Origin of the sequence: Vibrio coralliirubri (assembly GCF_024347375.1) — a bacterium.
Taxonomy (GTDB): Bacteria; Pseudomonadota; Gammaproteobacteria; order Enterobacterales; family Vibrionaceae; genus Vibrio; species Vibrio coralliirubri.
Genome location: NZ_AP025470.1, coordinates 1,575,175 through 1,598,969 on the forward strand (window position 1 = coordinate 1,575,175; position 23,795 = coordinate 1,598,969).

Annotated in this window: 18 protein-coding genes, 2 pseudogenes and 1 riboswitch; of the genes and pseudogenes, 7 read left to right on the forward strand and 13 right to left on the reverse strand. The window is 43.0% G+C overall.

The genetic code is table 11. From position 1 onward, the window contains the following. Window positions 1-31: 31 nt before the first annotated feature. Window positions 32-1,108, reverse strand: a pseudogene (locus tag OCV20_RS07205) (M4 family metallopeptidase); the annotation flags it as partial. A gap of 235 nt (window positions 1,109-1,343) precedes the next feature. Between OCV20_RS07205 and OCV20_RS07210 the strand changes: the two are divergent. The 3 genes from OCV20_RS07210 (at window position 1,344) to OCV20_RS07220 (ending at window position 3,704) form a co-directional block, all read left to right on the forward strand. Then, entirely contained in the window at window positions 1,344-2,264 is a 921-nt protein-coding gene (locus OCV20_RS07210) for an IS5 family transposase (protein WP_086773621.1), read from the forward strand. A gap of 526 nt (window positions 2,265-2,790) precedes the next feature. Continuing rightward, a complete protein-coding gene (locus OCV20_RS07215) occupies window positions 2,791-3,096 on the forward strand; it encodes a hypothetical protein (RefSeq protein ID WP_086774933.1) in 306 nt (101 codons plus the stop codon). Between the two features lie 143 nt (window positions 3,097-3,239). After that, a complete protein-coding gene (locus OCV20_RS07220) occupies window positions 3,240-3,704 on the forward strand; it encodes a ParA family protein (RefSeq protein ID WP_086774934.1) in 465 nt (154 codons plus the stop codon). Window positions 3,705-3,739: 35 nt separating this feature from the next. On the opposite strand, the gene OCV20_RS07225 is transcribed toward OCV20_RS07220, so the two are convergent. Next, window positions 3,740-4,660: an IS5 family transposase gene (locus tag OCV20_RS07225; RefSeq protein ID WP_086773621.1), complete on the reverse strand. Its 921-nt coding sequence runs from the start codon at window positions 4,658-4,660 to the stop codon at window positions 3,740-3,742. A 59-nt stretch (window positions 4,661-4,719) separates the two neighbouring features. Between OCV20_RS07225 and OCV20_RS07230 the strand changes: the two genes are divergently transcribed. Beyond that, window positions 4,720-4,872, forward strand: coding sequence for a hypothetical protein (locus OCV20_RS07230; RefSeq protein ID WP_261881434.1), 153 nt, complete (start codon window positions 4,720-4,722; stop codon window positions 4,870-4,872). 429 nt (window positions 4,873-5,301) lie between these two features. Then, window positions 5,302-6,594, forward strand: coding sequence for a hypothetical protein (locus OCV20_RS07235; RefSeq protein ID WP_261881435.1), 1,293 nt, complete (start codon window positions 5,302-5,304; stop codon window positions 6,592-6,594). Between the two features lie 319 nt (window positions 6,595-6,913). Here the strand turns inward: OCV20_RS07235 and OCV20_RS07240 are convergent, their stop codons facing one another. Beyond that, entirely contained in the window at window positions 6,914-8,386 is a 1,473-nt protein-coding gene (locus tag OCV20_RS07240) for a carboxypeptidase M32 (protein ID WP_086774908.1), read from the reverse strand. Window positions 8,387-8,684: 298 nt separating this feature from the next. Between OCV20_RS07240 and OCV20_RS07245 the strand changes: the two genes are divergently transcribed. Continuing rightward, window positions 8,685-9,320: a LysE family translocator gene (locus OCV20_RS07245; RefSeq protein WP_017058961.1), complete on the forward strand. Its 636-nt coding sequence runs from the start codon at window positions 8,685-8,687 to the stop codon at window positions 9,318-9,320. Between the two features lie 77 nt (window positions 9,321-9,397). Here the strand turns inward: OCV20_RS07245 and OCV20_RS07250 are convergent, their stop codons facing one another. The 6 genes and pseudogenes from OCV20_RS07250 to OCV20_RS07275 all read right to left on the reverse strand — a co-directional run bounded on the left by OCV20_RS07250 (window position 9,398) and on the right by OCV20_RS07275 (window position 15,917). Continuing rightward, entirely contained in the window at window positions 9,398-10,240 is an 843-nt protein-coding gene (locus OCV20_RS07250) for an IS3 family transposase (protein ID WP_108721729.1), read from the reverse strand. Beyond that, on the reverse strand, window positions 10,237-10,746 hold the full coding sequence (locus OCV20_RS07255; protein WP_086774936.1) for a helix-turn-helix domain-containing protein: 510 nt from the start codon (window positions 10,744-10,746) through the stop codon (window positions 10,237-10,239). Before OCV20_RS07255 ends, OCV20_RS07250 begins: the two co-directional genes overlap by 4 nt. Before the next feature lie 110 nt (window positions 10,747-10,856). After that, on the reverse strand, window positions 10,857-12,332 hold the full coding sequence (locus OCV20_RS07260) for an aerolysin family beta-barrel pore-forming toxin (protein ID WP_050712006.1): 1,476 nt from the start codon (window positions 12,330-12,332) through the stop codon (window positions 10,857-10,859). 560 nt (window positions 12,333-12,892) lie between these two features. Further along, window positions 12,893-13,354, reverse strand: a complete 462-nt coding sequence (locus tag OCV20_RS07265) for a hypothetical protein (RefSeq protein ID WP_048616408.1) — start codon at window positions 13,352-13,354, stop codon at window positions 12,893-12,895. Next, window positions 13,351-14,162: pseudogene (locus OCV20_RS07270) on the reverse strand (winged helix-turn-helix domain-containing protein). Before OCV20_RS07270 ends, OCV20_RS07265 begins: the two are co-directional and overlap by 4 nt. Before the next feature lie 384 nt (window positions 14,163-14,546). Then, window positions 14,547-15,917, reverse strand: a complete 1,371-nt coding sequence (locus OCV20_RS07275; RefSeq protein WP_048606947.1) for an alanine/glycine:cation symporter family protein — start codon at window positions 15,915-15,917, stop codon at window positions 14,547-14,549. A 128-nt stretch (window positions 15,918-16,045) separates the two neighbouring features. Continuing rightward, window positions 16,046-16,165: riboswitch (glycine riboswitch) on the reverse strand. Between the two features lie 609 nt (window positions 16,166-16,774). Here OCV20_RS07275 and OCV20_RS07280 point away from each other — a divergent pair. After that, entirely contained in the window at window positions 16,775-17,509 is a 735-nt protein-coding gene (locus OCV20_RS07280; RefSeq protein WP_086774592.1) for a chromosome partitioning protein ParA, read from the forward strand. A gap of 686 nt (window positions 17,510-18,195) precedes the next feature. On the opposite strand, the gene OCV20_RS07285 is transcribed toward OCV20_RS07280, so the two are convergent. The 4 genes from OCV20_RS07285 to OCV20_RS07300 form a co-directional block, all read right to left on the reverse strand. Continuing rightward, window positions 18,196-19,737: an alanine/glycine:cation symporter family protein gene (locus OCV20_RS07285; RefSeq protein ID WP_017059723.1), complete on the reverse strand. Its 1,542-nt coding sequence runs from the start codon at window positions 19,735-19,737 to the stop codon at window positions 18,196-18,198. 571 nt (window positions 19,738-20,308) lie between these two features. Further along, a complete protein-coding gene (locus OCV20_RS07290) occupies window positions 20,309-21,481 on the reverse strand; it encodes an ABC transporter permease (protein ID WP_065583585.1) in 1,173 nt (390 codons plus the stop codon). After that, window positions 21,478-22,812 carry an ABC transporter permease gene (locus OCV20_RS07295; protein WP_086774593.1) on the reverse strand — a complete coding sequence of 445 codons (1,335 nt, stop codon included), beginning with the start codon at window positions 22,810-22,812 and terminating at the stop codon, window positions 21,478-21,480. The genes OCV20_RS07290 and OCV20_RS07295 overlap by 4 nt, the downstream gene beginning before the upstream one ends. A gap of 7 nt (window positions 22,813-22,819) precedes the next feature. Further along, window positions 22,820-23,794, reverse strand: coding sequence for an HlyD family secretion protein (locus OCV20_RS07300; protein WP_019820704.1), 975 nt, complete (start codon window positions 23,792-23,794; stop codon window positions 22,820-22,822). Window position 23,795 lies beyond the last annotated feature (1 nt).

Sequence of the window (23,795 nt, forward strand, 5' to 3'; positions counted from 1 at the left end):
TATCTCTAAATTTAATTACGCAACAAAGCCTGTTTCGGTACACAAGGCCGGAGTTTTGCTCTGTGAACCCGTGGCTGACTTCGTGAGCACTCACGTTAATATCGACCAATGGATAAAAGGTGTTTTTGCCATCCCCAAATGTCATGGATGAGCCATTCCAAAAGGCATTTTCATAATCGGTACCGTAATGAACGCGCATCGTCAGCTGGAAAGTTAAAGGCGACGTGTTCATCCACTCTTTGTACATATCAAACACGACATTACCAAAATAATGCGCATCGTTAAGAGGCGAGTAAGCACCGTTAATGTACTTATGATCGGTGTAGTTGGTGCCGTCGGCACAGTTGTAACTGTAGGCTGCGCTGCCAGACGTTCCGTTCCTCAAATCGACTGTCTTAACAGAATCGTTTTCTAACGTACAAGTTGTGCCTGTTTTGTCGATGGGAAAGCTAGGGAAGTCACTGCCATATTCATATCGAGTGGTTTTAATATTACCACCGGGGCCAGTACCGGACGCTTTGGCGTGGTTTAACCCATTCCATTTTTGGAGCACATCACCAGTCATGGCATCAATAAAGTAAAAAGGGCGCTCTGGCATAGACGAAGCGATAAAGAAATCGACCAGATACACCACTTGCGCGGTTTGATTCTCGTCCAGTCTCACCATGAGTTTTGCTTTTTTGTTTTCAATCGACTTTTTGCCGACAGTAAATGTGCGGTGAGCGGAGAGTGCGGCTTCAATCGCTTGTTCTTGATTCAGATTTGGCGCGATGCTGGATAAGTCACCACTGATCCCTTGTGCCATCGAGCCAAACACCTGAGTGGGTTGGTTCTTGGAAAGGGTAGCGACAACCGAAGTGTCAAAGACGGGTAAACCTAGGTGAGTTTGTTGATAGCGGACTTTGGTTTTTCCATTGGGCAATACCACCCGTTTTACTTCAGAAAAACCTAATTCTAGTGGGGCAACACTCTTCGACTGCGCGATGAGGCTCTGTTGGAGTAATGCATCATCATCGACCCTGACCATTTCTGCAGCGTGTGCATTAAAGCCAAAAGATGTACCTAGAATAGCTGCTATTTTCCAGCTTAGTTGACGTTGTTGGTTCATTTTTCGTTCCTGATTTTAATATAAACTCCTTCTTCCCAACGGCTTTATAGGAAGTCTATATGCAACACGGTAATGCCATGTGTTGCGAATCAAGATTGGAAGAGCATTTCGGCTTATGACAAGTTTTTTAGGGAGATTGAATTTTAGAGTATGTAAGGCTTTGTTGCGTAATTCAATGGAACTAAATCAAGAACCTACGATCTGATCAGCTACCTCCACTCTATCTCGTAGTCCTATGCCTAAGCCTCGTTATAAAACAACCAACTGGAAGCAATACAACCGATCACTCATTAACCGTGGTTCTCTGACTTTTTGGATTGATGAAGAAGCAATAAGCGGATGGGCGCAAAGCAAACAGAATAAGCGCGGTAGGCCGCGTCGGTTCAGTGATTTAGCTATCACGACAGCACTCATGGTCAAACGAGTTTTTTCTATGCCATTGAGAGCGCTGCAAGGATTTATCGACTCGATATTTAGGTTAGCCCATGTACCGTTAAGTTGTCCGCATTACACCTGCATCAGTCGTAGAGCCAAGCAAGTTGAGGTTTCATTTAAGACTAAAACGAGAGGAGCGATACAGCACCTAGCCATTGATGCTACTGGCCTTAAGGTTTATGGCGAAGGTGAATGGAAAGTCAAAAAACATGGGACGGATGGCAAGCGTAGAGTCTGGCGAAAGCTGCATATTGCAGTCGATACCAACACTCATGAGATCATTGCCGCCGAGCTAAGTTTATCGACGGTTACAGATGGAGAAGTACTCCCGAACTTACTGAAACAAACACGCCGAAGTATCCTTGAGGTGTCTGGTGATGGCGCTTACGACACGAGAGCGTGTCACGCTGCTATTAAGATTAAGGGAGCTATTGCGCTTATTCCCCCAAGAGAAGGGGCTGCCTTCTGGGAGCGTGGTCACCCTCGAAATTTCGCCGTGGGTTGCCAGAAATTATACGACTCAAATAAGTATTGGAAAGAGCGGTATGGATACCACAAACGTTCACTCTCAGAAACAGCGATGTATCGAGTTAAACAGTTGCTAGGAGGGAAACTGAGCTTAAGAAATTACAATGCCCAGGTGGGTGAAACTTACGCGATGATAAAAGCGTTGAACAAGCTTACTGGGTTAGGTATGCCTGAAACTTGTCGTATTGACTAAGAAACAAGCGAAACGGGTTGGCTCTATCTCTAAATTTAATTACGCAACAAAGCCAGTATGTAATTCAAAGTTTACAAAAAGTCTTATTGTTCAAATTGTTTTTATAAAATATAAGTTTGTTATTTATCGTAAACGTATGATAGGGCGTGATTTATTAAAATCCGTTTTGTTTGAATTGATAGAATAAATTTCTTTAAGTTAATCTCGATATTTTTCTGTTTTTATCTTAATTACAAATGAGTAAATAACCGAGTTTTTGGAAGTTGAATATTGTCTTTATTATCAATAGTAAACTTGTTTTAACAATATCAGCCAGAGCAGTTATCAAGTTTTATTCATTTGGCTTTGTTAGACAGAACTAAATTCTACATTTTCTTGTTCAATCGCAAATTAGTAAACATAAGTCATTGTTATGAATCAAGTAAGTCGATTAAGATATGTTGCATAATAATCAGACATCAAATTATGCATTTAAATACAGCAATTTTTGTCTAATAACTGTTAGCACTACAACTAAGGAATATATATGTCATCAATACATTTCGTCGAACGATTAGAAAACTTTCAATTAGTAGATGCGGGTACAAATGAATGGGAAAGCGGTTATTGGGTTGTTTCTGATGAAAGCATTGAACGGATATTGGGAGGAGACATTTACCTTCATTCTGGTCAAAAAGAGCCATCATTTTGTGGCGGCGTTATAACTGGCTTTAGAGTTGTAGAACGTAATGGAAAAGATAGGATTGTTTTCCGCTTTAGACGTATCGATGATTATGAAGGACTGATCAGCCCAGACGGTTGGGGAAATGAGCAAAAACGTATTTGGTCATAACGTAGCGCTAACAAGTTGCTTAAACGGAATAAAAACAGTTGGCCATCGCTTCGCGATTATAGCCAACCAAATTTATCCGCTTAGCAAAGCGTTATACGACTAGGTAAATATTTCAATATCTCCACAAACAATTAAGGTTTTTTATGACAAAAATTATTACTTTTTACAACCACAAAGGTGGAGTGTCAAAAACAACAACCACGTTCAATCTTGCGCACTTACTTTCCTTGAATGGGAAAAAAGTTCTAACTGTTGATGCTGATCCTCAATCAAATTTAACTGAATTGATGTTGGCTCCCGTAATTGCGGATTTAGACGAAAGAGAACGAGTAACAGGTGAAGAGTACGAGTTAGAAGGTACAAGCCTATTACAATTATTAAAGCCAAGGTTAGATGGTGATATTGCTGAAATTGCACTTGAAAGTGTTCAAACTATTAAGATTAATGACAACCTTGAGTTACTTAGGGGAGATGTAAATCTAAGCTCAATCGAAGATTCATTATCAGAAGCTCACATCCAAAGGTTTTCGAACAAAACACACGAAAAACGCACTTATGTTGCAATTGGTGATATTTTGCAGCGTTATGGGGCTTTGTTGCGTAATTAAATTTAGAGATAGAGCCAACCCGTTTCGCTTGTTTCTTAGTCAATACGACAAGTTTCAGGCATACCTAACCCAGTAAGCTTGTTCAACGCTTTTATCATCGCGTAAGTTTCACCCACCTGGGCATTGTAATTTCTTAAGCTCAGTTTCCCTCCTAGCAACTGTTTAACTCGATACATCGCTGTTTCTGAGAGTGAACGTTTGTGGTATCCATACCGCTCTTTCCAATACTTATTTGAGTCGTATAATTTCTGGCAACCCACGGCGAAATTTCGAGGGTGACCACGCTCCCAGAAGGCAGCCCCTTCTCTTGGGGGAATAAGCGCAATAGCTCCCTTAATCTTAATAGCAGCGTGACACGCTCTCGTGTCGTAAGCGCCATCACCAGACACCTCAAGGATACTTCGGCGTGTTTGTTTCAGTAAGTTCGGGAGTACTTCTCCATCTGTAACCGTCGATAAACTTAGCTCGGCGGCAATGATCTCATGAGTGTTGGTATCGACTGCAATATGCAGCTTTCGCCAGACTCTACGCTTGCCATCCGTCCCATGTTTTTTGACTTTCCATTCACCTTCGCCATAAACCTTAAGGCCAGTAGCATCAATGGCTAGGTGCTGTATCGCTCCTCTCGTTTTAGTCTTAAATGAAACCTCAACTTGCTTGGCTCTACGACTGATGCAGGTGTAATGCGGACAACTTAACGGTACATGGGCTAACCTAAATATCGAGTCGATAAATCCTTGCAGCGCTCTCAATGGCATAGAAAAAACTCGTTTGACCATGAGTGCTGTCGTGATAGCTAAATCACTGAACCGACGCGGCCTACCGCGCTTATTCTGTTTGCTTTGCGCCCATCCGCTTATTGCTTCTTCATCAATCCAAAAAGTCAGAGAACCACGGTTAATGAGTGATCGGTTGTATTGCTTCCAGTTGGTTGTTTTATAACGAGGCTTAGGCATAGGACTACGAGATAGAGTGGAGGTAGCTGATCAGATCGTAGGTTCTTGATTTAGTTCCATTGAATTACGCAACAAAGCCGTTTGTAGATGCTGCGGGCATTGCGGTAACAAATAACTGGTTTGACTGGGTAAGGGTTTACGTAGATGAAGCCATATTCAATGATGTCGCTGGTACTCTTCAGAAGTTTTGTTCTTGGCTTGAACAACAATAGTATTGCTTGGTCAGAAAGCCTGTATCAAAGCAATTTAAGATGGATTCTCGCTACCCTTGTAAGTTATTGTTTTGTAATGGATTTCGCCTTGGTTGTCACTTCTAGGGGAGCATTGAGGGGAACTGTAGAAAATAAATATGAACGGTGATTTAAATCCCTTTTTTATGCTTATTTTTTCCCCATTGTGATTTTGGTAAGATTTAAGATTCTTCAACACAAAGATATTTTGTGTTTTCTGAACTAATGAGACGACACACAAGCTCAGAACAGTTAGGTTTCCGTAGCTACTACTACCAAATCAATTGCTTAGTAGCTGTTACTAGATAAAATAACGCTTGTCTTTAGTCAATTGGATAGGAACTGATGGGAAGCTACGCATATGATTACCTGAATGATTCTCTACTTTTAGAAAGCACATTGGTTACACGGATGTACAGTGGTGTATCAGATTCAGAATTAGAGAAAGAACTGCGAAATTATCGCGAATATTGCCTGAAAGTGCTGCCAGAAATACGGAAAACCGTTAGGGCTAATAATGGCACTGTGAGCTGTATGGCAACCGATACGATGTCACGTACTTCGCATCTAAAACAAGCTGCACTGTACTTAGAAGAAGCCGTTGTGGAAGATCCTATCTTTGAGCTAACGGACTTCAGATCAAGCGCTACGGAAGCACTAACCTCATTTATGGGCATGGCATCAATCTCAAAGATTGATCGTCAAAAGCTAGCTAAAGCAGCGGTTAAGCTTGTTGAATTACGTCCCTTAGTTGCGGGTGGTTACGTTAAGTTGTACCCAGTTAGCTTTGAGTTAGAGCGTCCAACAGAACTGCCACTAGTTTACTCGGATGTTGGATTTGAAGACTGCTTACCCCCAAGTATTTTGGAACAATACAAATTAAGTGCTGATGTACGTAGTGTTCAAAACGACAATGGGCGAATGCTCGTGATGCGTGACTTATACCCATGTAGGAATATCAGCGTTCACTTCGAAGGTATGGAAAAAGGCTTTGCTATGGGATACCTGTTGACCCCTACTGAAGTTGAATCCACGGATAAAGATGATGTCTATACATTTTTACACAAAAAGTCTTCAGTTCCACCTAGCAAAGCAGAATTTAATGCATGGGTAAACCAGTCAGTCAATCAAACAGCACGCAATCACTTCATAGAACTCAAAAAACGCATCGCTTTATCAGAAGACCTCTGTTGTATGTTTGGTACTGAACATCTATTTGAAAGCAATCTTCTTAACATGAATGTTGGCACTAAAGATATCCACTCCAATACTTTGAATTGCGCCCTACGAATGGATGTGCCGTTCTTGGAAAAAGTGTCTTCTGCCGATCTAATGTCTATTAGAAACAATGATGGGGAAGCATTCCAATCATTTCGTGCTGAGCTGGAAAAAGGGTTACGTGAAGCAAGGCATGAGTCAGACCCACAACGTGTTAAGAATATTATTGAAGATACACAACATGAATTGTTAGAAGTTCAAATGCGCCAGATCGCACCGCAAGTGAAGCACATAAGAAACACTCACCTGACCGAAGCTGGTATCGCTGTTGCTGGTGTGGCACTAAGTGTTTTAACTGGTGGGGCAAGTTTACTTTTTACTGGGCTAGCGGGATTGAATACTATGAAATCGCGTAACGACTACAAATCAAAGGTTACTGCAAATCCATGTCATTTTTTATGGAATGTAAAACAAAAAATGAAGTAGAAAGGCATCCTCCTTTTAATTCTGATTTTCTACCAGTTTTTTGATACTAAGTTAAGCGAGTGCCTATACCTGTGGTTATTCGTCAATTGCTAATTTAGTAAAGTCGCTGACTTGTTTCTGTCCACCTTTGAGTTAGAGAGCGCTGCTTTTCGGTGTGTGATCAAGGAATAAACTACGTTTGCCTTTGGCATTTTGAACCTTTGCATCAGGCCGTTGTGTTCCTAAGGGGAGTAATACTTGTACTATGCTTTTTCAGCTTGGTTCTACTTACACAGCAAGCTCTGCAAGTAGAACACTTCAATGTGGTTGGGCGTTTTATCTACAGATAACGACTTCTCAAATGATCTTTGAAGTATTGCGCATTCAAGGTTTCACCTGTTGCACCTCTCACCAAATCATCAGTAGTAAGCAGGCTGCCTTTACTCCAAATGTTCGATTCTAGCCAAGTGAAGATAGGCGACAGGTCACCGCTTTCAATCACAGAGTTCACATCGACCGTCTTCTTCATTGAAGCCATGAACTGAGCCGCGTACATCGCGCCTAATGTGTAAGATGGGAAGTAACCGAATGCGCCGTCTGTCCAGTGGATATCTTGCATACAACCGTTAGTGAAATTGCCTTGAGTGCTTAAGCCAAGGTATGACTGCATCTTGGTATTCCATAACTCTGGAACGTCGGTGTGTTTAATCTTGCCGTTGATCAAGTCACGCTCAATCTCGTAGCGCAGGATAACGTGTGCAGGGTAGGTGAGTTCATCAGCATCGACACGGATGAAGTCTTTCTTCACGCGAGTGTAGATCTTCTGGAAGTTCTCTTTCTCAAACTCTGAACCTGAAAATTGCTGCCCTGCCAAGTTTGCTAAGTGTCCAATGAACGGGTCACTGCGGCCGACTTGCATCTCGAAGAACAGAGACTGAGATTCATGGATGCCCATAGAGCGCGCTTCGCCCGCCGGTTGGCCTGCTAGGTGTTTTGGTAAGCCTTGCTCGTAACGTGCGTGTCCTGTTTCATGCACAATACCCATTAAGCTTTGAACGAATTCCGCTTCGTCGTATCGGGTTGTGATACGTACGTCTGAAGGGACGCCACCACAGAATGGGTGAACACTTTCATCCAATCGGCCATGTTCGAAATCGAACTGAAGCAGCTTCATGACTTCTAAACCAAGTGCTTTTTGCTTCTCGGTCGAATAGATGCCTGATGGTGCGTTAAATTGCTCGCTCGATTGTTTCTCGATCACTTCATCAATTAAACCTGGAAGCCAAGTTTTAACGTCTGCAAATAGGGTATCAAGTGAAGCAGAGCTGGTGCCCGGTTCATAGATATCCAGCATTGCATCATAAGGCGTTAAGTTAGCGGCATCTGCGCGGATCTGAGCTTCTTCACGAGATAGCTCAACCACTTCACGCCAGTTCTTTTCGAATCCAACCCAGTCGTTGTTACCACGTTGGCTGCGCCATGCATGTTCACATTTTGAACCTGCTAGAGATTTTGCTTCAACCAGCTTTTCTGGAAGTAGGTTAGCTTGTTGCCATTGGCGTTTTATTTCACGAAGTGACGATTGTTGTTCGTTATTTAGCGCTTCGTTTTCAGCGTCTGCAATCCAGTCGCCAAGTTGTGGTTGCGTCATTAACCCGTGAATATGAACCGAAAGCTCGGCCATCGCTTCACTACGAGCTTGGTTACCACCGGCAGGCATCATTGAAGCTTGGTCCCAACCACAAATAGAGGCTAGGTGTTGAAAGCGTGAACATTTTTGAGAGTGTTCGACTAGTTTTTTGAATGCGCTCATTTGACTACTCTTAATTTGGTTTCTTTAAATGATCCTTAGGGCTGTGTCAGCGTTAAGGTTCATCTCTCGTGTACTTTGATTATGGCTCTGCTTTTTAATGACGCCGACCTTCGCAGTCGAAGATATAGCGAGAAAAGCATGAGGCGGTACGATGCCTTGAATTTACTATTTCTTAACAAATTAAACTGTTCTATTGTGCACAAAATCAGTGAGTTGTATAGCTGGTGGCAATTGTTGCTTGCGAATTGTTCAGATACACGGTATTGATGATAGATCGCTGAACAAGAATGACAATGATATGGATATTTTGAACTTTGAGGCATTTCTAATTGCCATCACTATTTTAACGCTAACGCCGGGCTTAGATACGGCTTTGGTGATTCGCAATACTAGCCGCTCTGGCTTAGCTGACGGTTGTATGACGAGCTTTGGTATTTGTAGCGGCTTGTATGTACACGCGTTTTTCTCTGCTGTGGGCATATCTGCAATCCTCGCCCAATCCGCTGAACTCTTTCAAGCCGTTAAGATGGTGGGTGCGGTTTACCTCATCTGGCTTGGCTTAAGCAGTTTACGAGCTTTGATGAAAAACGGTGGCGGTTTGAAGGTCGGAGAACAAGCTCAACAAGCTTACAGTGCAAAGCGTTCTTTGCGTGAAGGCTTTCTGTCTAACGTTCTTAACCCAAAAACGGCAGTTTTCTATTTGGCCTTTTTACCTCAATTTGTAAACCCTGAAGGTTCACCTTTATTGCAATCTATGTTGATGGCTTCGGTACACTTTATGATTGCGATGGTGTGGCAGTGTGGTTTGGCTGGTGCTCTTAATTCCGCTAAAAACTTGCTCAAGAACGCGAGTTTTATGAAGTGGATGGAAGGTGTGACGGGCATGGTGCTGGTTGGGCTAGGTGTTAAGCTTCTGATGGAAGAGCCTGTGTAGTTCACCGTTTCCAGTTGAACATGAATATATGAAAGCCCACGATGTGTGAAGTGACCCCGTAAAGTTGGACATTTCTGTTAAGCGGCTTTCAAGGCCTGAGTTCGATATTCTATCGGAGTCAGGCCTTTTAGTTTCACTTTTATACGTTTGGTATTGTAGTACTCGATGTATTCTTTAATCTGCTCTATCAGAGCATCTGCATCTTCAAAGCTTTGGTTGTGATACATCTCGGTTTTGAGTAAAGCAAAAAAGTTTTCAGCAACAGCATTATCCAAGCAGTTACCTTTTCTCGACATGCTTTGCGTTAACCCACTCTCCGCTACCTTTTTCTGATACTGTCGATGGCGATATTGCCAACCTTGATCGCTATGTATAATTGGCTTTGAGTTGGGTTTAAGCGTTGATATAGCTTCCGTCAGCATATCTGTGACAAGCGGCAAGCAGGCATTTTTGGCCACTCTATAAGCAACCACCTCCTGAGTAAACAAGTCGACAACGGGAGATAAGTATACTTTCTGCTCTTTGACTTTGAACTCCGTGACATCAGTTACCCACTTTTCATCGGGTTGAGTCGCACTAAAATCTCTTTCAAGAACGTTGGGAGCAGCTTTTCCTGACTCTCCTCGGTATGAACGATACTTTTTAATCCTGACCGTCGATTTAAGGTTGAGCTGAGCCATAAGCCTTTGAACCGTTTTGTGATTAAGCACGAACCCCTGATTCTTTAGTTCCAAGTGAATACGGCGGTAGCCGTATCGCCCCTTATGTTCATGATAAATTGACTTTATCAACCGCAGCTCACGTTCGTAGCTATTTTGGCGCTTGCTCGTTTGAGCCTGATAATAAAAGACACTTTTTGCCAACTGTAGAGTGTGCAGTAAGTGCTTTAATGGGTACTTGCCTTTAAGAGTTAGAGCTATGACCGCTTTTTCTTTGTTCGACGGTTTTTTTTCTGCTCCAACTCTTCCAACTTTTTTAGAACGGCATTCTCGGTTCGTAAGTAGACCAACTCCTCTTTTAGCTCCTCAAGTGTCATTTCATTATCAGGCTTAGTGGTACGTTGAGGTTGCTGTTTCATTGAGGGTCTTCCTTTCTGGCGCATTTCGAGCCCCTTGATACCGAGCTCATTAAATCGTTTAAGCCAGACAGAGAGTATTCCAGGGGATGAGAGGTTTAATACAGCGCTAGTGTGCGTGAGAGACCATTCATTCGTCCACATTAAATTCAATGCTTTTCGTTTTGTTTGAGCAGTCGCGGCATGATTAGTTGGTAAAAATGAATCAGTACCATGGATGGCAAAGACTTGAGCCCAATACCGTATCTGCCTTGAAGAAATTGAATATTGTTTTGCTAAGTAGAGAGATGACGTGCCATCTAAGTATTGCTTAGCAATGATACATTTTAGCTCTCGGCTATATTTGGACATAAAAAGACCCCCAATAATTGGTGTCCAACTATTGGGGGTCAGTTCATGTGTCGTGGGCTTTGTGCTTTATTACTGGTAGATCTTTGTACCGATCTTATTCAACAGCGCAGTTATTCAACGACGCTAATGTTCATCTCAGCACCTTCGAAACCTAAGTCACTCAACTCATCGGCGTTAAAGTTGGTGGTAACTTCGATATCGCCAATGCGCTCAGTAGATTCGTTGACGGAATCAGTACTTCTTTTGCTGCGTAGATTGTTAGTAATTGGTGTTGCTTGTCCAATTTCGATAGTACCTGCAAATTGAGATTCAGCGTAGAAATCACCAGACACGTAAGAGTGGAATGGGCGCAAGCTTCCGCCAGTCGCGTATTGCATGCTTGATAAGCCAGCTTCTTTAATCGCCCAGCCCCAATCCCACCATTTTGTTTCACCTGGGATGTAACGGTGATCCCATTGGTAGCGAATGTCGGCAGATTCACTGCTGCCACGACCCATGGTGAAGGTATGAGCCTTGTATGGGCGGTTATCTGGATGGGAGTGCCACGCGTTGCCACCCCAACGAAGGAAGCCGTTGAATTCAACATCGTAGCTAATATCGGCGTTGAATCGGTACGGGTAAGAAATGCTTGAACGATACAGCTCAACTCGAATCGGTAGCTCTGAGTTTGCTGGAACCATAGGTCGCGCTTGAAGTGTTACTTGTTCGCTAGTGGAGTTGCCATTTGTTTCAGCGAAGCTTTGGTTAGCCTCGAACTTAACGGTGAGCTTAGTTTCGCCAACCAAAGGCCACTTGAAGGTATTTTCTGTTTGAACGCTTTGTGAGAATCCATAGCTGTTCGTTTTCGACCAGTTTGTTGATTCGTCTACTTTTAGGTCGACCACCACTTGTTGCGCGATATTGCTGTTGTTTCTTGCCGTCGCGTAAACCGTCTTCACTAATTCACGATCCGACTCGACAACATCACCATGCCAAAAGTTGTCATCGTTAACGGTGTAGGCAAAATTGTCGACGGTGATTTTGGTTTTTTCATCACAGCGATAGCCACTACAAGAACCATTGTTATTTCCTTGTATTACCCAGCTGTCGCCAGAGCGCTTTATCGTCATGTCTTCGCCAACATACTGACTGTTATTACCGCCAACCCATGCGTAACCTAGGTTGTGAGCTAAATAGCTTAATGGGCGAACAAAATCGTTACGGTTGTTTACTAATTCATACTGAACATCGATTTCGCTGCCTTCCTGAACCGACTTGGCGGAATAGTTAGGGATTTCAGATTGGTCGTTGTTTGGGTAACAGAACGTTGACCCACTGCTTGATTGCTTAATTTCGCCATGATAACCAGGCCCCATGATTACCCAGTTTCCTTTTAACCCGGTGATCTGCCAAGTGCCCATACGAGCGACCAAAGCACTCTTCTGCTCTTCGGCTTCATAACGGTCTATAGGACGATAACCAGAGCGACATACATCTTCACCAAGTTGGTCAAACACTATTTGGTCTGGGTAAATCTTCGCGTTTACACCGGTTGATAGAACAGACAACACTGCGGTTGCTAAGAGACTTCTGTTTACTGTGATCATTAACAATTCCCTCATTTGTAATTTTTCTATTTTGATAATGTTTTGTGTGCCGTGCAGTTAACAAGACAAGTTCACTTTTTCATGTTGATAAATAGATAGATACTGAAAAGGGTTGAATTAAATTACCCCTTTAATTCAATGGCTTGTATTGTCATTAGTGTTTTTACGGTGAAAGAGTATACAACTGAACGTAAATTGTTTGATGGGGCTCAAACCGTTTTTAGAAAAATGAAGGCCCATTATTCGGGCTTAGACGTCAAAATTATTTGACGTTATTTTTGGCGCTTGTATGAATGGTTAATTAGAAGAACAGATATAACCATTCACAATGCTCGTAGTTTTAAGGTGGGCAAGTAGTGAGTGATAAGGAGTAAAAATCTAACTTGAATATTTTGATTTTCTATCGGTTTTAAAATGCAAACACTTAAAGTAAGGAAGACGGTAATAATTGTATTACTGATAAAATAATGAAAATAACCATCCGTTTTTTATGTGTAATATCGGAAAATCTTGCTACTTGATAATAGGGCACTTGTTGCTAGTGGTTAAACTATCTCTAATTATCGTTTGGCCAGAAGTTGCGTTCGGCCTGTATTACACGTTTTAATGATGGCGAATAAATCATTCGAACTTAAGATATCAATCTTTACCGTTAATGGGTCATTGTTGATTAACAGGTAAGGCGACAATCGGCTGTCATTCATTGTTTTATTTATTTTTTGCACAGAGACTAAGTCGATGGTGCCAGAAATAGAAAAGAAAAGTGATTGAGAAGGGCGGGCTGTTCCTCTGAATCGCAGAACAAGTGGGTCGGGCATGTTGTCGTCTTGAACGGACATCAGGTGCAGCACCTTGTTGTTACTTATTTTCGTTAATCCGTCGGTACGTAATACATTGTCATTCACTATTAGGTCCACCACGCTATGTTGGTAGCGATGCTCTTCTTTTGGTTGGGGAGAAGGGATACTCCATATGCCAACCAATAAAACGAATGCAGAAATGAGCGCAACGATTGGCATCATAATTGACCTCTTTCTAGGAATAACGCCAGTTCGGTACTGGCTTGATCTAGTTGGGTTGGCGTGTAAAAGATGTTGACGGACTGGCGTGTGGCTTTGTTGAGAATAGAGAGCTCTGAATATTCCGCTTCTTCGCTAATGTACGCCACGCAATCACATTGATACTGATAGAGAATGCTTTCTAGATCTGGCGTCATCGCCATTTCAGGGGCTTGGAAAACTTGTATTTGACCTATCCATTGCTCACTGAGCCGGTTAACGGGATTGATATCGCTGAGGTTTCTCTCATTAACCTTAGCAAAAGCCAATAACGCTGATGCCAACAGTAAGCAACCAGTGGTGAAGTAGCACAACTTGTTTCGGTTTTCAGCAGTAGGAAAGTAAGCCGACGAACTTTGTTTAGGGTTAGGCTGAGGTTCGACTGCAACGGCTGCACCGATAGCAATACCGTTATTGCCGACGGGTATTAGGTTGCTCGCATCAGTAAGGGGAGTTGTGGCTGCATTATTGATGGGGGAGTCGATTACCACGCACTCATCGATAAGGCGATAGCCCACCTTAGGAACGGTGACGATTGGGGTTTCTTTGATGCCTAATCTAACGAACCCTTGGCGCAGTAAACTTATACTTTTCGCTAGTGACGTATCCCCTATGAACTCGTTTCCCCAAGCGAAGCTATAATATCTTGTTTGTTAACAATATCGGGTGAGTTTTTATGTAATAACTCCAGAACTCGAGTTTCACGGTATCCTACTTTAATAGAACGTTCATCGTTATAAATACGGTTTTTAATCGGGTCGAATCTGATCATATAGCCAACGTTTTATTTTTATTATAATTCTCTCTACAATGTAGATGACTATAAACTGACTAATATATGAATTAAAGTCACATGTTTTATTCTTCTGGTTTTTTGTGTCGTTGAAACAAAAAGAAATTTAATATGTTTGTGACAAAGCTCCTGACACCAACGCACAATCTGTTAAATATAAGTAATATCTAATTAAGTGTTGGTTTTATTAGTGTCCTTTTTAGTAGTCTTCTATTCGCTTTATTAAATCGCATAGTAGTCGATTTAATATTCTTGTTATTTATAAGGGCATATGTGCTGCATAATAATTTAAGACGTTTCGCTATGTGATGAAAATAAAAAAGCCCGCAGTTGAGTGCGGGCTTGGTATTCAATCAATTCAGGTTACGCTTTAACTGCTTCACAATCTTTTGAAGAAGTTAACGGTTTGAAGAATAGCTTGGTTTCTTCGATAACAACGTGGCGCAGTAAGATAAGCCCGATTAGGTTCGGAATTGCCATTAGGCCGTTCACGATATCAGCTATTATCCAGATCATGTCGAGCTTCAAGAATGCACCAGAAGCCACCAACGCAATGAAGATGATCTTGTAAGGCAATACTGCTTTGGTGCCTAGCAAGAACACAACACAGCGCTCACCGTAGTAGTTCCAACCTAAAATTGTTGTAAACGCAAAGAAGATTAAGCCAACAGAAACCAACATAGGGCCAAGGGTGTCTGCATTCAAACCAACAGCGAACGCATGAGTGGTCATCGCAGCGCCTGAAAGGTCCGTCTGCCACGCACCCGTTAAGATAAGCGCCAAGCCTGTCATCGTACAGATGATGATTGTATCGAAGAAGGTACCTGTCATAGAGACAAGTCCTTGTTTCACACATGAGTCTGTTTTAGCCGCTGCTGCAGCCATTGGTGCGCTACCTAGGCCAGATTCGTTCGAGAACACACCACGAGCGATACCTGATTGGATAGCGAGCATGATGCTCGCGCCAAAGAAACCACCGGTTGCTGCTGTGTTGGTAAACGCAGAAGTAACAACAAGAGTAATGGCATTCAGTAGTTGGTCGGCATTTGAAATCAGAACGCTTAAACACGCGACGACGTACATAACCGCCATAGTAGGAACAACTTTCCCTGCCACTTTAGCGATAGATTGGATACCACCAAGGGTTACCACCGCCACCAATATCGTAAGAACGACAGCAGACATCTCACGAGAAGCGCCAAATGAGATTTGAGTTGCGTCTAAGATAGCGTTGACTTGTGGGAAGGTACCGATACCAAAGCAAGCAACACCGAGCGCGAAGACAGCGAACATGACCGCCAAGATTCGTGAGCCGACACCGTATTGCAGGTAGTACATTGGGCCGCCAACCATTTCGCCATTGCTATCGGTTCTGCGGTATTTAACGGCAAGTAAACATTCTGCGTATTTGGTCGCCATACCAAATACAGCGGCAAGCCACATCCAGAAAAGGGCGCCAGGGCCACCAATCTTGATTGCGGTCGCTACACCAACGATGTTACCTGTACCAATGGTTGCTGAAAGTGCAGTACACAAAGCGGCGAAACTCGATACGTCACCCGTACCGGATTTGTCTTTGCTGAACACCATTTTCAGTGCAGTTGGGAGGTGTCTAAACTGGAGTAAGCCTAAGCGAAAAGTAAAGTAGATACCTGTACCCACTAGCAGAATAAGCAGTGGTGGTCCCCAAACGAATTGGTTGATGGTTTGTAGTGTAGCTTGTAGGTGGTTCATAGATTCCCCTTAATAAATTAAAAATTTAAGGAGAAGAGGGAAGGCAGTGCAGATCACAGGGATCGAGAGCACTACTTAATACATACGGATTTCTAGATAGAATTCTTTTGTTAATTAAGGCTGTTGCTTTCCACTCCTCTGTCCTTTTGCCTGAGAGTTTCACTTAGCGAATCACTTATAGATAAGTAACGGGCACTAAGCTTGCTCCTTCGGCGACCGATCTAACGGTTCTCTCCAGAGGTTCCTCCAACGACAGTCCTCACTTTTCTGGATTTCTCCAGCATAAAGCACCTGAAAGATTTACTTCTTCGGCGGGTCAATCTAACTAAATGTTAATATTTAGTTAAAAACCACTCTCCTGCAGTCTTCATCGGAACAATTACCTAAGTAATTAGGTAATCTGTAGGCGTATCCTAGATCATATAAAATGTGATGTCAGCTACAAAATATCTGTTTGCACAAATGTTGTTCAACTAAATGATCAAACAACGAGTCTCTGACGTAACTTGCTTATTTAAATGGTATAAAATAGAGAAACAAGGAGGAGTTATGACTCGACTAATAGCGATTGTTTTTTTATTGGCTTTGGCATTTGTATTATTTCGTTACCGGACAAACGAAAAACTGCAAAAATGGGTAGTGATAGTTATCGTTAGCAGCTTCCTTTTGTATACTGCCAGCTTGATGATTTCGGAGTTAACTCGTTAACCCTGCCTGTAAACAGGTGGGATGAATGTGTTAGCAGAGCTTAAGTGCTTCTGGCTTGAGCGATAGGTTTAACTGAGCCTGCACTATCAGTATTGGCATTCGTGTCAGTGACCGCGTAACGTTAAACAAATTTTTGGGAGTACCCGCTAGTGAACCAGCAATCTGGACAAAGCGAACAAGATGAAGTGGTTGTTATTGAAGAACGCGATAAGCGCAGTCAGCTCTATATCGGCATTGCTGCGGTTATAGGTTTAGCACTGGGTGGCTTAATTGGTTCTACAATTACGGCTTCAAAGTGGGAGTCCACTTATCAGGTACTCGAAACTCGTTATCAAGAACTGCATGACAGCAGAGCACAGTTGATGACATCCGTTGAAACTAAAGTGGCAAAAGTTGATACCGAAATCGATGCGAAAGTAGAAGCTGCTCTAGTGAAACAAACGGAGGAGCATCAAAAAGAACTCCAAGAATTAGCGAAACAGTCTTCGGTTTTAGAGAAGGCGAACTACTCGTTAGAGCAACAGCTAAATGAACAGAAGCAAACGTTAGAGCAAACTCAGCAAGACAACCAGAAACTTAATCGTCAAGCTGACATGCAATCGACTTTGTTTGAGCGTTCGCGTGAAGTTTTCCGAAAAGAATTACAGATTTCTCAAGAACTTGAAAAACTTGAGAAAGAAAGAGACCAACTCGAGCAGAACCTTGGCTCTCTTAAGAAAGCGTGTGATGTTTACTTAGATGGCACATCATGGGATGCGAAATCTGACGCGTGTGAGAAGCAAGATAACGCTAACTCTCGACTGAGTGATATCAGACAAATGATTGAAGTCCACACCATGGACCTCAAGCAGATCAAAACGCTCACTGAAGAGATGGGTCTATAAGCCGCAGGCTTTACCAACCTAACGTTAGTTTTGCATTAAATATTGAAACGCCCACATCACACACTTGATGTGGGCGTTTTGCGTTTGTCGAGAGCATAGATCCGGAGCTTTCTCATTATTGATTATTTGCGTGTTTTCATTGTTTGCTTAGATATTTGTGAATAGTTACGTATATCCACAACGATATGTTACTTGTTGTCTATTAAATGACTTTGCATACATATTTTCAGATCAGAGTCGCTGCATAATGGTGGTGTTCAGGATGAACACGCAGTCGATTGCTAGCTCGCATTTGGCTGCTTTGACGACAAGGGATGGACTGATGCCAGAGAATCTTTGTGAGAACTGCACCATAGCTTATTGTTTCGATGATTGTCGCTCGCCAATAGCGCAAAAAGAGATGATCGAAATAGAAGAATTAGTTCGTCGTGTCGACGTTGAACACGATGATGAACAGAGTGAAAAGGGTGAGCTGGGCATTGAAGATAGCAATTAATCTAATCATTCAGACATAAAAAATCCCCACAAGCCAAGCTGGTAGGGATTTTGGATAAGTTGCAGTCCTGTTCTCGCTTTCTCAAGCAAAGGGTCTTACAAAAATTTTTAGAACAGTTTCGTTTATTAGAGCTGTGTCGTTTCTTAGAATCCAGTTTAGCTACTAGAGCAAAACCTCATTCCACTAAACGTTATTTCTCATATGTTTTGATTTCGCCTGATTTCACACGAGCAACGAACGATTGCAGTTCTTTCTTCACAACTGGCATCAAGAAGTACAGACCAAGAATGTTGAAGATAGACATCGCAAAGATAGCCGCATCAGAGAAGTCGATTACCGCACCAAATTGAATCGTGGCACCAATAACAACAAACACACAGAACATCACTTTGAAAATCAGCTCCGTTGTTTTGCCTTCACCAAATAGGTAAGTCCAAGCTTTAAGACCGTAGTACGACCAAGAGATCATGGTAGAAAACGCAAACATGATTACTGCGAGAGCGAGTGTGTATTTGAATACTTCTGCCGTTTCAGTAAACGATGCAGCAGTCAGCGTTACACCCGTTAAACCAGAACCATCGAATGGACCTACGTTTAAACCAGCGATAGTGATAACCAATGCTGTCATTGTACAAATGATTACTGTATCAACGAACGGTTCTAATAGTGATACTAGACCTTCGGTGATTGGTTCTTTTGTTTTAACCGCTGAGTGAGCGATAGCTGCTGAACCTACACCTGCTTCGTTCGAGAACGTTGCACGCTTCAAGCCTTGAATTAAAGCACCAATGAATCCACCAACAACACCTTCACCAGTAAATGCACCTGTAAAGATTGCGCTGAACGCAGGGCCAACTTGATCAAGGTTAGAACCGATAACAATCAGAGCCATACCGATATACAGAGCAGCCATCCAAGGAACAACTTTTTCCGTTACCGATGCGATAGAAGGCATACCACCAACAATCACAGAGAAAACTAAAGAGGCAAGTACAAGGCCAGTGATCACACCGTATTCACTTGGTACATCAAATGCGTAAGTTAACATGGCGTGTGCTTGGTTAGCTTGGAACATGTTACCGCCGCCTAATGCGCCTAAAATACACATTAATGCGAAACCAATAGCGAGCACTTTGCCGAGTCCGCCTAAACCTCGTTCACCAAGACCTTGGCTTAGGTAGTACATTGGACCACCCGAAACAACACCAGAAGGTAGGATAGTTCGGTATTTAACACCTAAGGTACACTCACAGAACTTAGAAGCCATACCCAGAAGGCCACACAAGATCATCCAGAATGTCGCGCCAGGGCCACCAATCGCAAGTGCAGCTCCGACACCGGCAATGTTACCAAGCCCGACAGTACCAGAAAGCGCCGTTGTTAACGCTTGAAAGTGAGAAACCTCGCCGTCCTCTTTAGAGTTAGGATCGGTATACTTACCTTTGATAATGTCTATCGCCATGCCGACACGTTTAAATTGAACAAAGCCAAAATAAACAGTGAATATGATCGCAGCGAGCAACAGCCAGCCAACAATCACTGGGAAGTTAGCTTCACCAATCGGTACACTTTTAAATATCAGCCCAACGAACCAACCTGTGTATTCGTTGAAAAATCCATCAACACTTTGACTTAAGTTGCTGATAGCTTGGTTAAATGATCCTTCTTCTGCAAATGCACTGGAACTAAACAATAATATAAACCCAAAAAATAATTCACGTATGTTTTTCATGGTTTTCCCTGTCTTTTTAATAAATTATGTTTGTTGCTGTTGTGTTTGTTTTCTATTTGATTTGTATATTTCAGTGGTTTATCTACTTCATTCGACTGCAACATAAACGGCTGTAGCTAGGTCGAAAAACGAAATAAATATAAGTACTGATCTTGCTTTATATGGATATCCTTTTGGTATGTGCACCAATAAGACTATGGTATTCGGGCTACCAAGCCCTACTGATAATCCTATACATAAAAATAATGCCAACAAAGAAATTTTTACAATAAATTTACAATTGTTCGGGTTTTGTCATCATTTGGGAATAAGTCGGTGCTTTTTAGGCTGAGAAAAGTATATGCAGTAGTTGTTTTAGGGACGGGTGAAGGAGAATTCAGAGTGATGGGCTTTAGGGACATAGGGGGGACATAGAGGGAACGTAGGAGAGTTCGAGTATTCGATATGTTTTGGCGGTGTTTAAACATTCGAAGGCTGAAGGTGTATTCGGATCTGAGGATATTAAAAAAGCCCTTTATCAGAGCTTTTTTAATGAGCGGAAAGCATGAATACTTTCCGCTAGAACGTAAAACTAAACGGCTCGATGACTATTGCTATTGCCAACCGTGCCTTTGCTGGATTTGTGGTAGAGCTTAAGTGCCAATAACGAACCCCACAATAAAACCTGTCCCCATAGTAATGTCCATTGAGACGCCACTTCTTGCCAAGATGCACCCATCTGATTAAGTGCTAAGAAACCTTGGATCGCCGGTGTGCTTGGGAACAGCTGTGATAACAAAACTAACCATTCAGGCATCATTTCAACCGGCCAGATAAAACCTGAAGAGAAGATCAGTGGCATTGAACTGATTAACACTACAACCGTGACTAGCTCTCTTCGTGGCACTAACTCACCAATAAAAATCCCGATCAAACAGCTGGCCAGTAAGAAGGGCAGAAGTAAGGTTAAGATCTGTGTTGTTGAGGCGAGCTGGTTTATCCCATACATCGAAAAGCTAGCGCCGAAGTAGTACATCGACAACAAGTAATAAATGCCGACTAAGGTACAACAGCGGGCAAGCATCAGTTTCGCTGGAGAGGTTTTGCTCCAGTAGCCAAACGTTGATTGAGCATTTTGGGTCGCTCCAACTAAACCAGAAGCCATGGCTAAAGTTTGTTGCAGGATCAAAACAAAGACGGCTGGAACCACGTAATCGATGTATCCCATGCGACTATTAAACGTTGGTTTCAGGTTCAAGCTGAATGCACTGTAACCTTTGGCTGCTGATTCTAAAGGCACGCCTTCGACTAACAAATGACTGACCTTAACTTGCGCAGCTAACGTGCCACCGGCCTTGGCAAGCCCTTCAACAATGGTTCCGTAGACCAAGAAGTAAGAAGCATCACCAGCGTAAGAAAGCGTCGGGCTCTTACCGAGCAGCAAGTCCTTATAGAAGTCTTCTGGAATGACAAGGAATCCGCCAATCTCTTGGTTAAGCACGGCTTGTTTTGCATCGGCGATGGTGGAGTCTCGACGGACCAATTCTATTTGAGAGGTGGCATCGACCATTCGTTCTAATTGGTAGCTGCTTTGACTCTTATCCAAGTTCACAACCGAGGCTTTCAGTTGTTGAGGAACTTGGTTCGCGTAAGGCAATGGATACAAGAATGAATAGAAGACCACACCACCAAATACCGTAAGAAGCACGACAGGATTGCGTAATACCGCTAAGAGTTCTTGTTTGAGCAGTTGAGTAAAGCTCATCGTTTTACTCCTTGTTGTGCTGATGCTTCTGGCTGTGTTGACGGCGTTGTTTTTGCAGATAAAGCTGCTTTTGCTGATAGACCTGCTTTTGTAGATGGATCTGCTTGTGCAGTTAGAGTTGATTGCGCCAAGTGTTTCTTAATTAACAACATCACCACCAAAGCAGGAACCGCGTACCACAACATAGAAGAGAGGCTGATCAAAGACTGTGCTGCGCTCACACCATAACTAGACTGTGCTGTTTGTACTTCGATGTAATGACTCACGGGCAATAAGCTTCTCCAAATTTGAGCTGCCGTGTTCATGTCTGTTACTGGAAAGGTAATACCCATGAACGCAAAACTTGGTGCCGTAAATGCGCCAGCGAAACTTATCGCCCTTGCAGGATCAAGTGTTAAGAAGAAAAACAAACAACCCATGATGATACAACTGATGACGGTTAGCAGTTGGGCAATGGTTAATGCCACAAAGCTGCCGTTAAATGGCCAGTCTAAGAGCACATAGAACCAAAAACTAAACGCGATACCAAACATCAAAAACAAGACAAGGTAGGGCGTTAATGTCGATGCGAGTGACTTCATAGGGGCGTTGGATAACCAAGCGTGAAGGCCACGAGCTCTAACGTTTGCCGTCAAAACCAATATCGTGCCCACCACAATCATGATCTGCCATAGTGCAGGAATAACCGCAGACACCAAAAACTGAGAATAACTGGTGTTCTTGTTGAACAGTGGCGTGATCTGGCTTTGCACTGTTACTGCTTGGCCTAATGCGGATTGCACCGTGGTATTACCGTGTGACAACTGTTTCACGACTTCAAGTTGCGCGTTAAAAGTCCCTTGAGCTTGCAACAGAGCCGAGTTCACCAGCTTACCGATTAGGATAAATTGGCTGTTATAGAACACAGACACTTGCGGATTCAAGCCGAGCAGTAGGTCTCGGTCGAAGTGCCTTGGTATCACAACATAACCATAGATATCGCGTTCGATCATCGCTTTCGCCGCATCACTCGCAGAGCTGTATTTCTGAGTGACTTGCAGCGTTGGTGACGCATCAACAAGGCGTGTGAACTGTTGCGAGATTTGACTGTGCTCAAGGTCGACAACTGCGACCGGTAAGTCACGAGCGATCCCTTGTGAAAAAATCAGCCAGATACTGGCAGCAAGCAGCAAAGGAATCCAAGTTAGGCAAGACAACAACCATTTGTCTTTGCGGACAATCGCCCACTGCCTAAGCAAGGTATTCTTCACTCTATGATGCTCAGTTGATTGCGAGCCTCTAGATTGCGAGCTTTTAGATTGTGAACCTATCGATCGAAAGTTAGCAGACATACGTCACCTAAAGCTCAACCACTAGGCTCATGCCCATACGCAGTGTTTCGCTCGTATCGACAGGGTGCGCTTCTACTTCAAAAGTACGTAAGTCGAAGCCTTGCGCTGCGTCTGTTGAACGCCAAGTTGCGAAATCACCCATTACGGCAATGTGAGTCACTTGGAAAGTTAATGATTTATCCAGAGCCGGCAGGTACGCCTCAAACTGGCTGCCTTTCTCGAAATGCTTAAGCATGTCTTCACGAACATTGAGCACAGCCCAAGCATCCTTGGTGTCGATAACAGTCACAACAGGGAAGCCTTGTGGTGCGAGTTCACCACTGCTTAATAGAACCTGAGAGACTTCGCCATTAAACCAGCTGTGGATCTGTGTGTCTTTTGCGTAAGCTTCAACTTCTGCTACCGCACCCGCTGCCATTAACGCTTTTTGAGCGGCGGCCACTTTGGTTTCATCACGAGCACCTTCTTGCGCTAATTGATACATTTGGAACGCAGCGCTTTCGGTGTACTTCGCCGCTTGCCACTGTGTTTTGGCTTCATCGCGTTTTTGTTCGGCAACCACACCATCGTTGTAAAGGTTGTTTACACGTTGGTAGGTTTTGTCCATCAGGTCGGCAGCTGCTTTGGCTTTTAACCACTGGTCTTTAGCGGCTTGGATCTGTTGAGTACGCGCGCCATTCTCTGCTTCTTGTGCTAACGCACCAGCGGCTTTCTGACCGGCCTTTGCTTGTTCTAATTTCGCATCAATCTCAGGGCTAAGAAGAGAAAAGATCAATTCGCCTTTTTCAACTGAATCGCCTTTACGCACGAATATTTCATCAATTCTGCCAGGTACTTTCGATGAGATGCTGTATTGTTGCGCATCGATTTGACCTTGAAGCTTAACAGGTTGAGGTTGATAAGCTTGGTAGAAACTGTATCCGACCCAGCCAATAACGCCGATACCAACTAAAGATAGAAGAAGGGGCTTAATAGGTTTCATG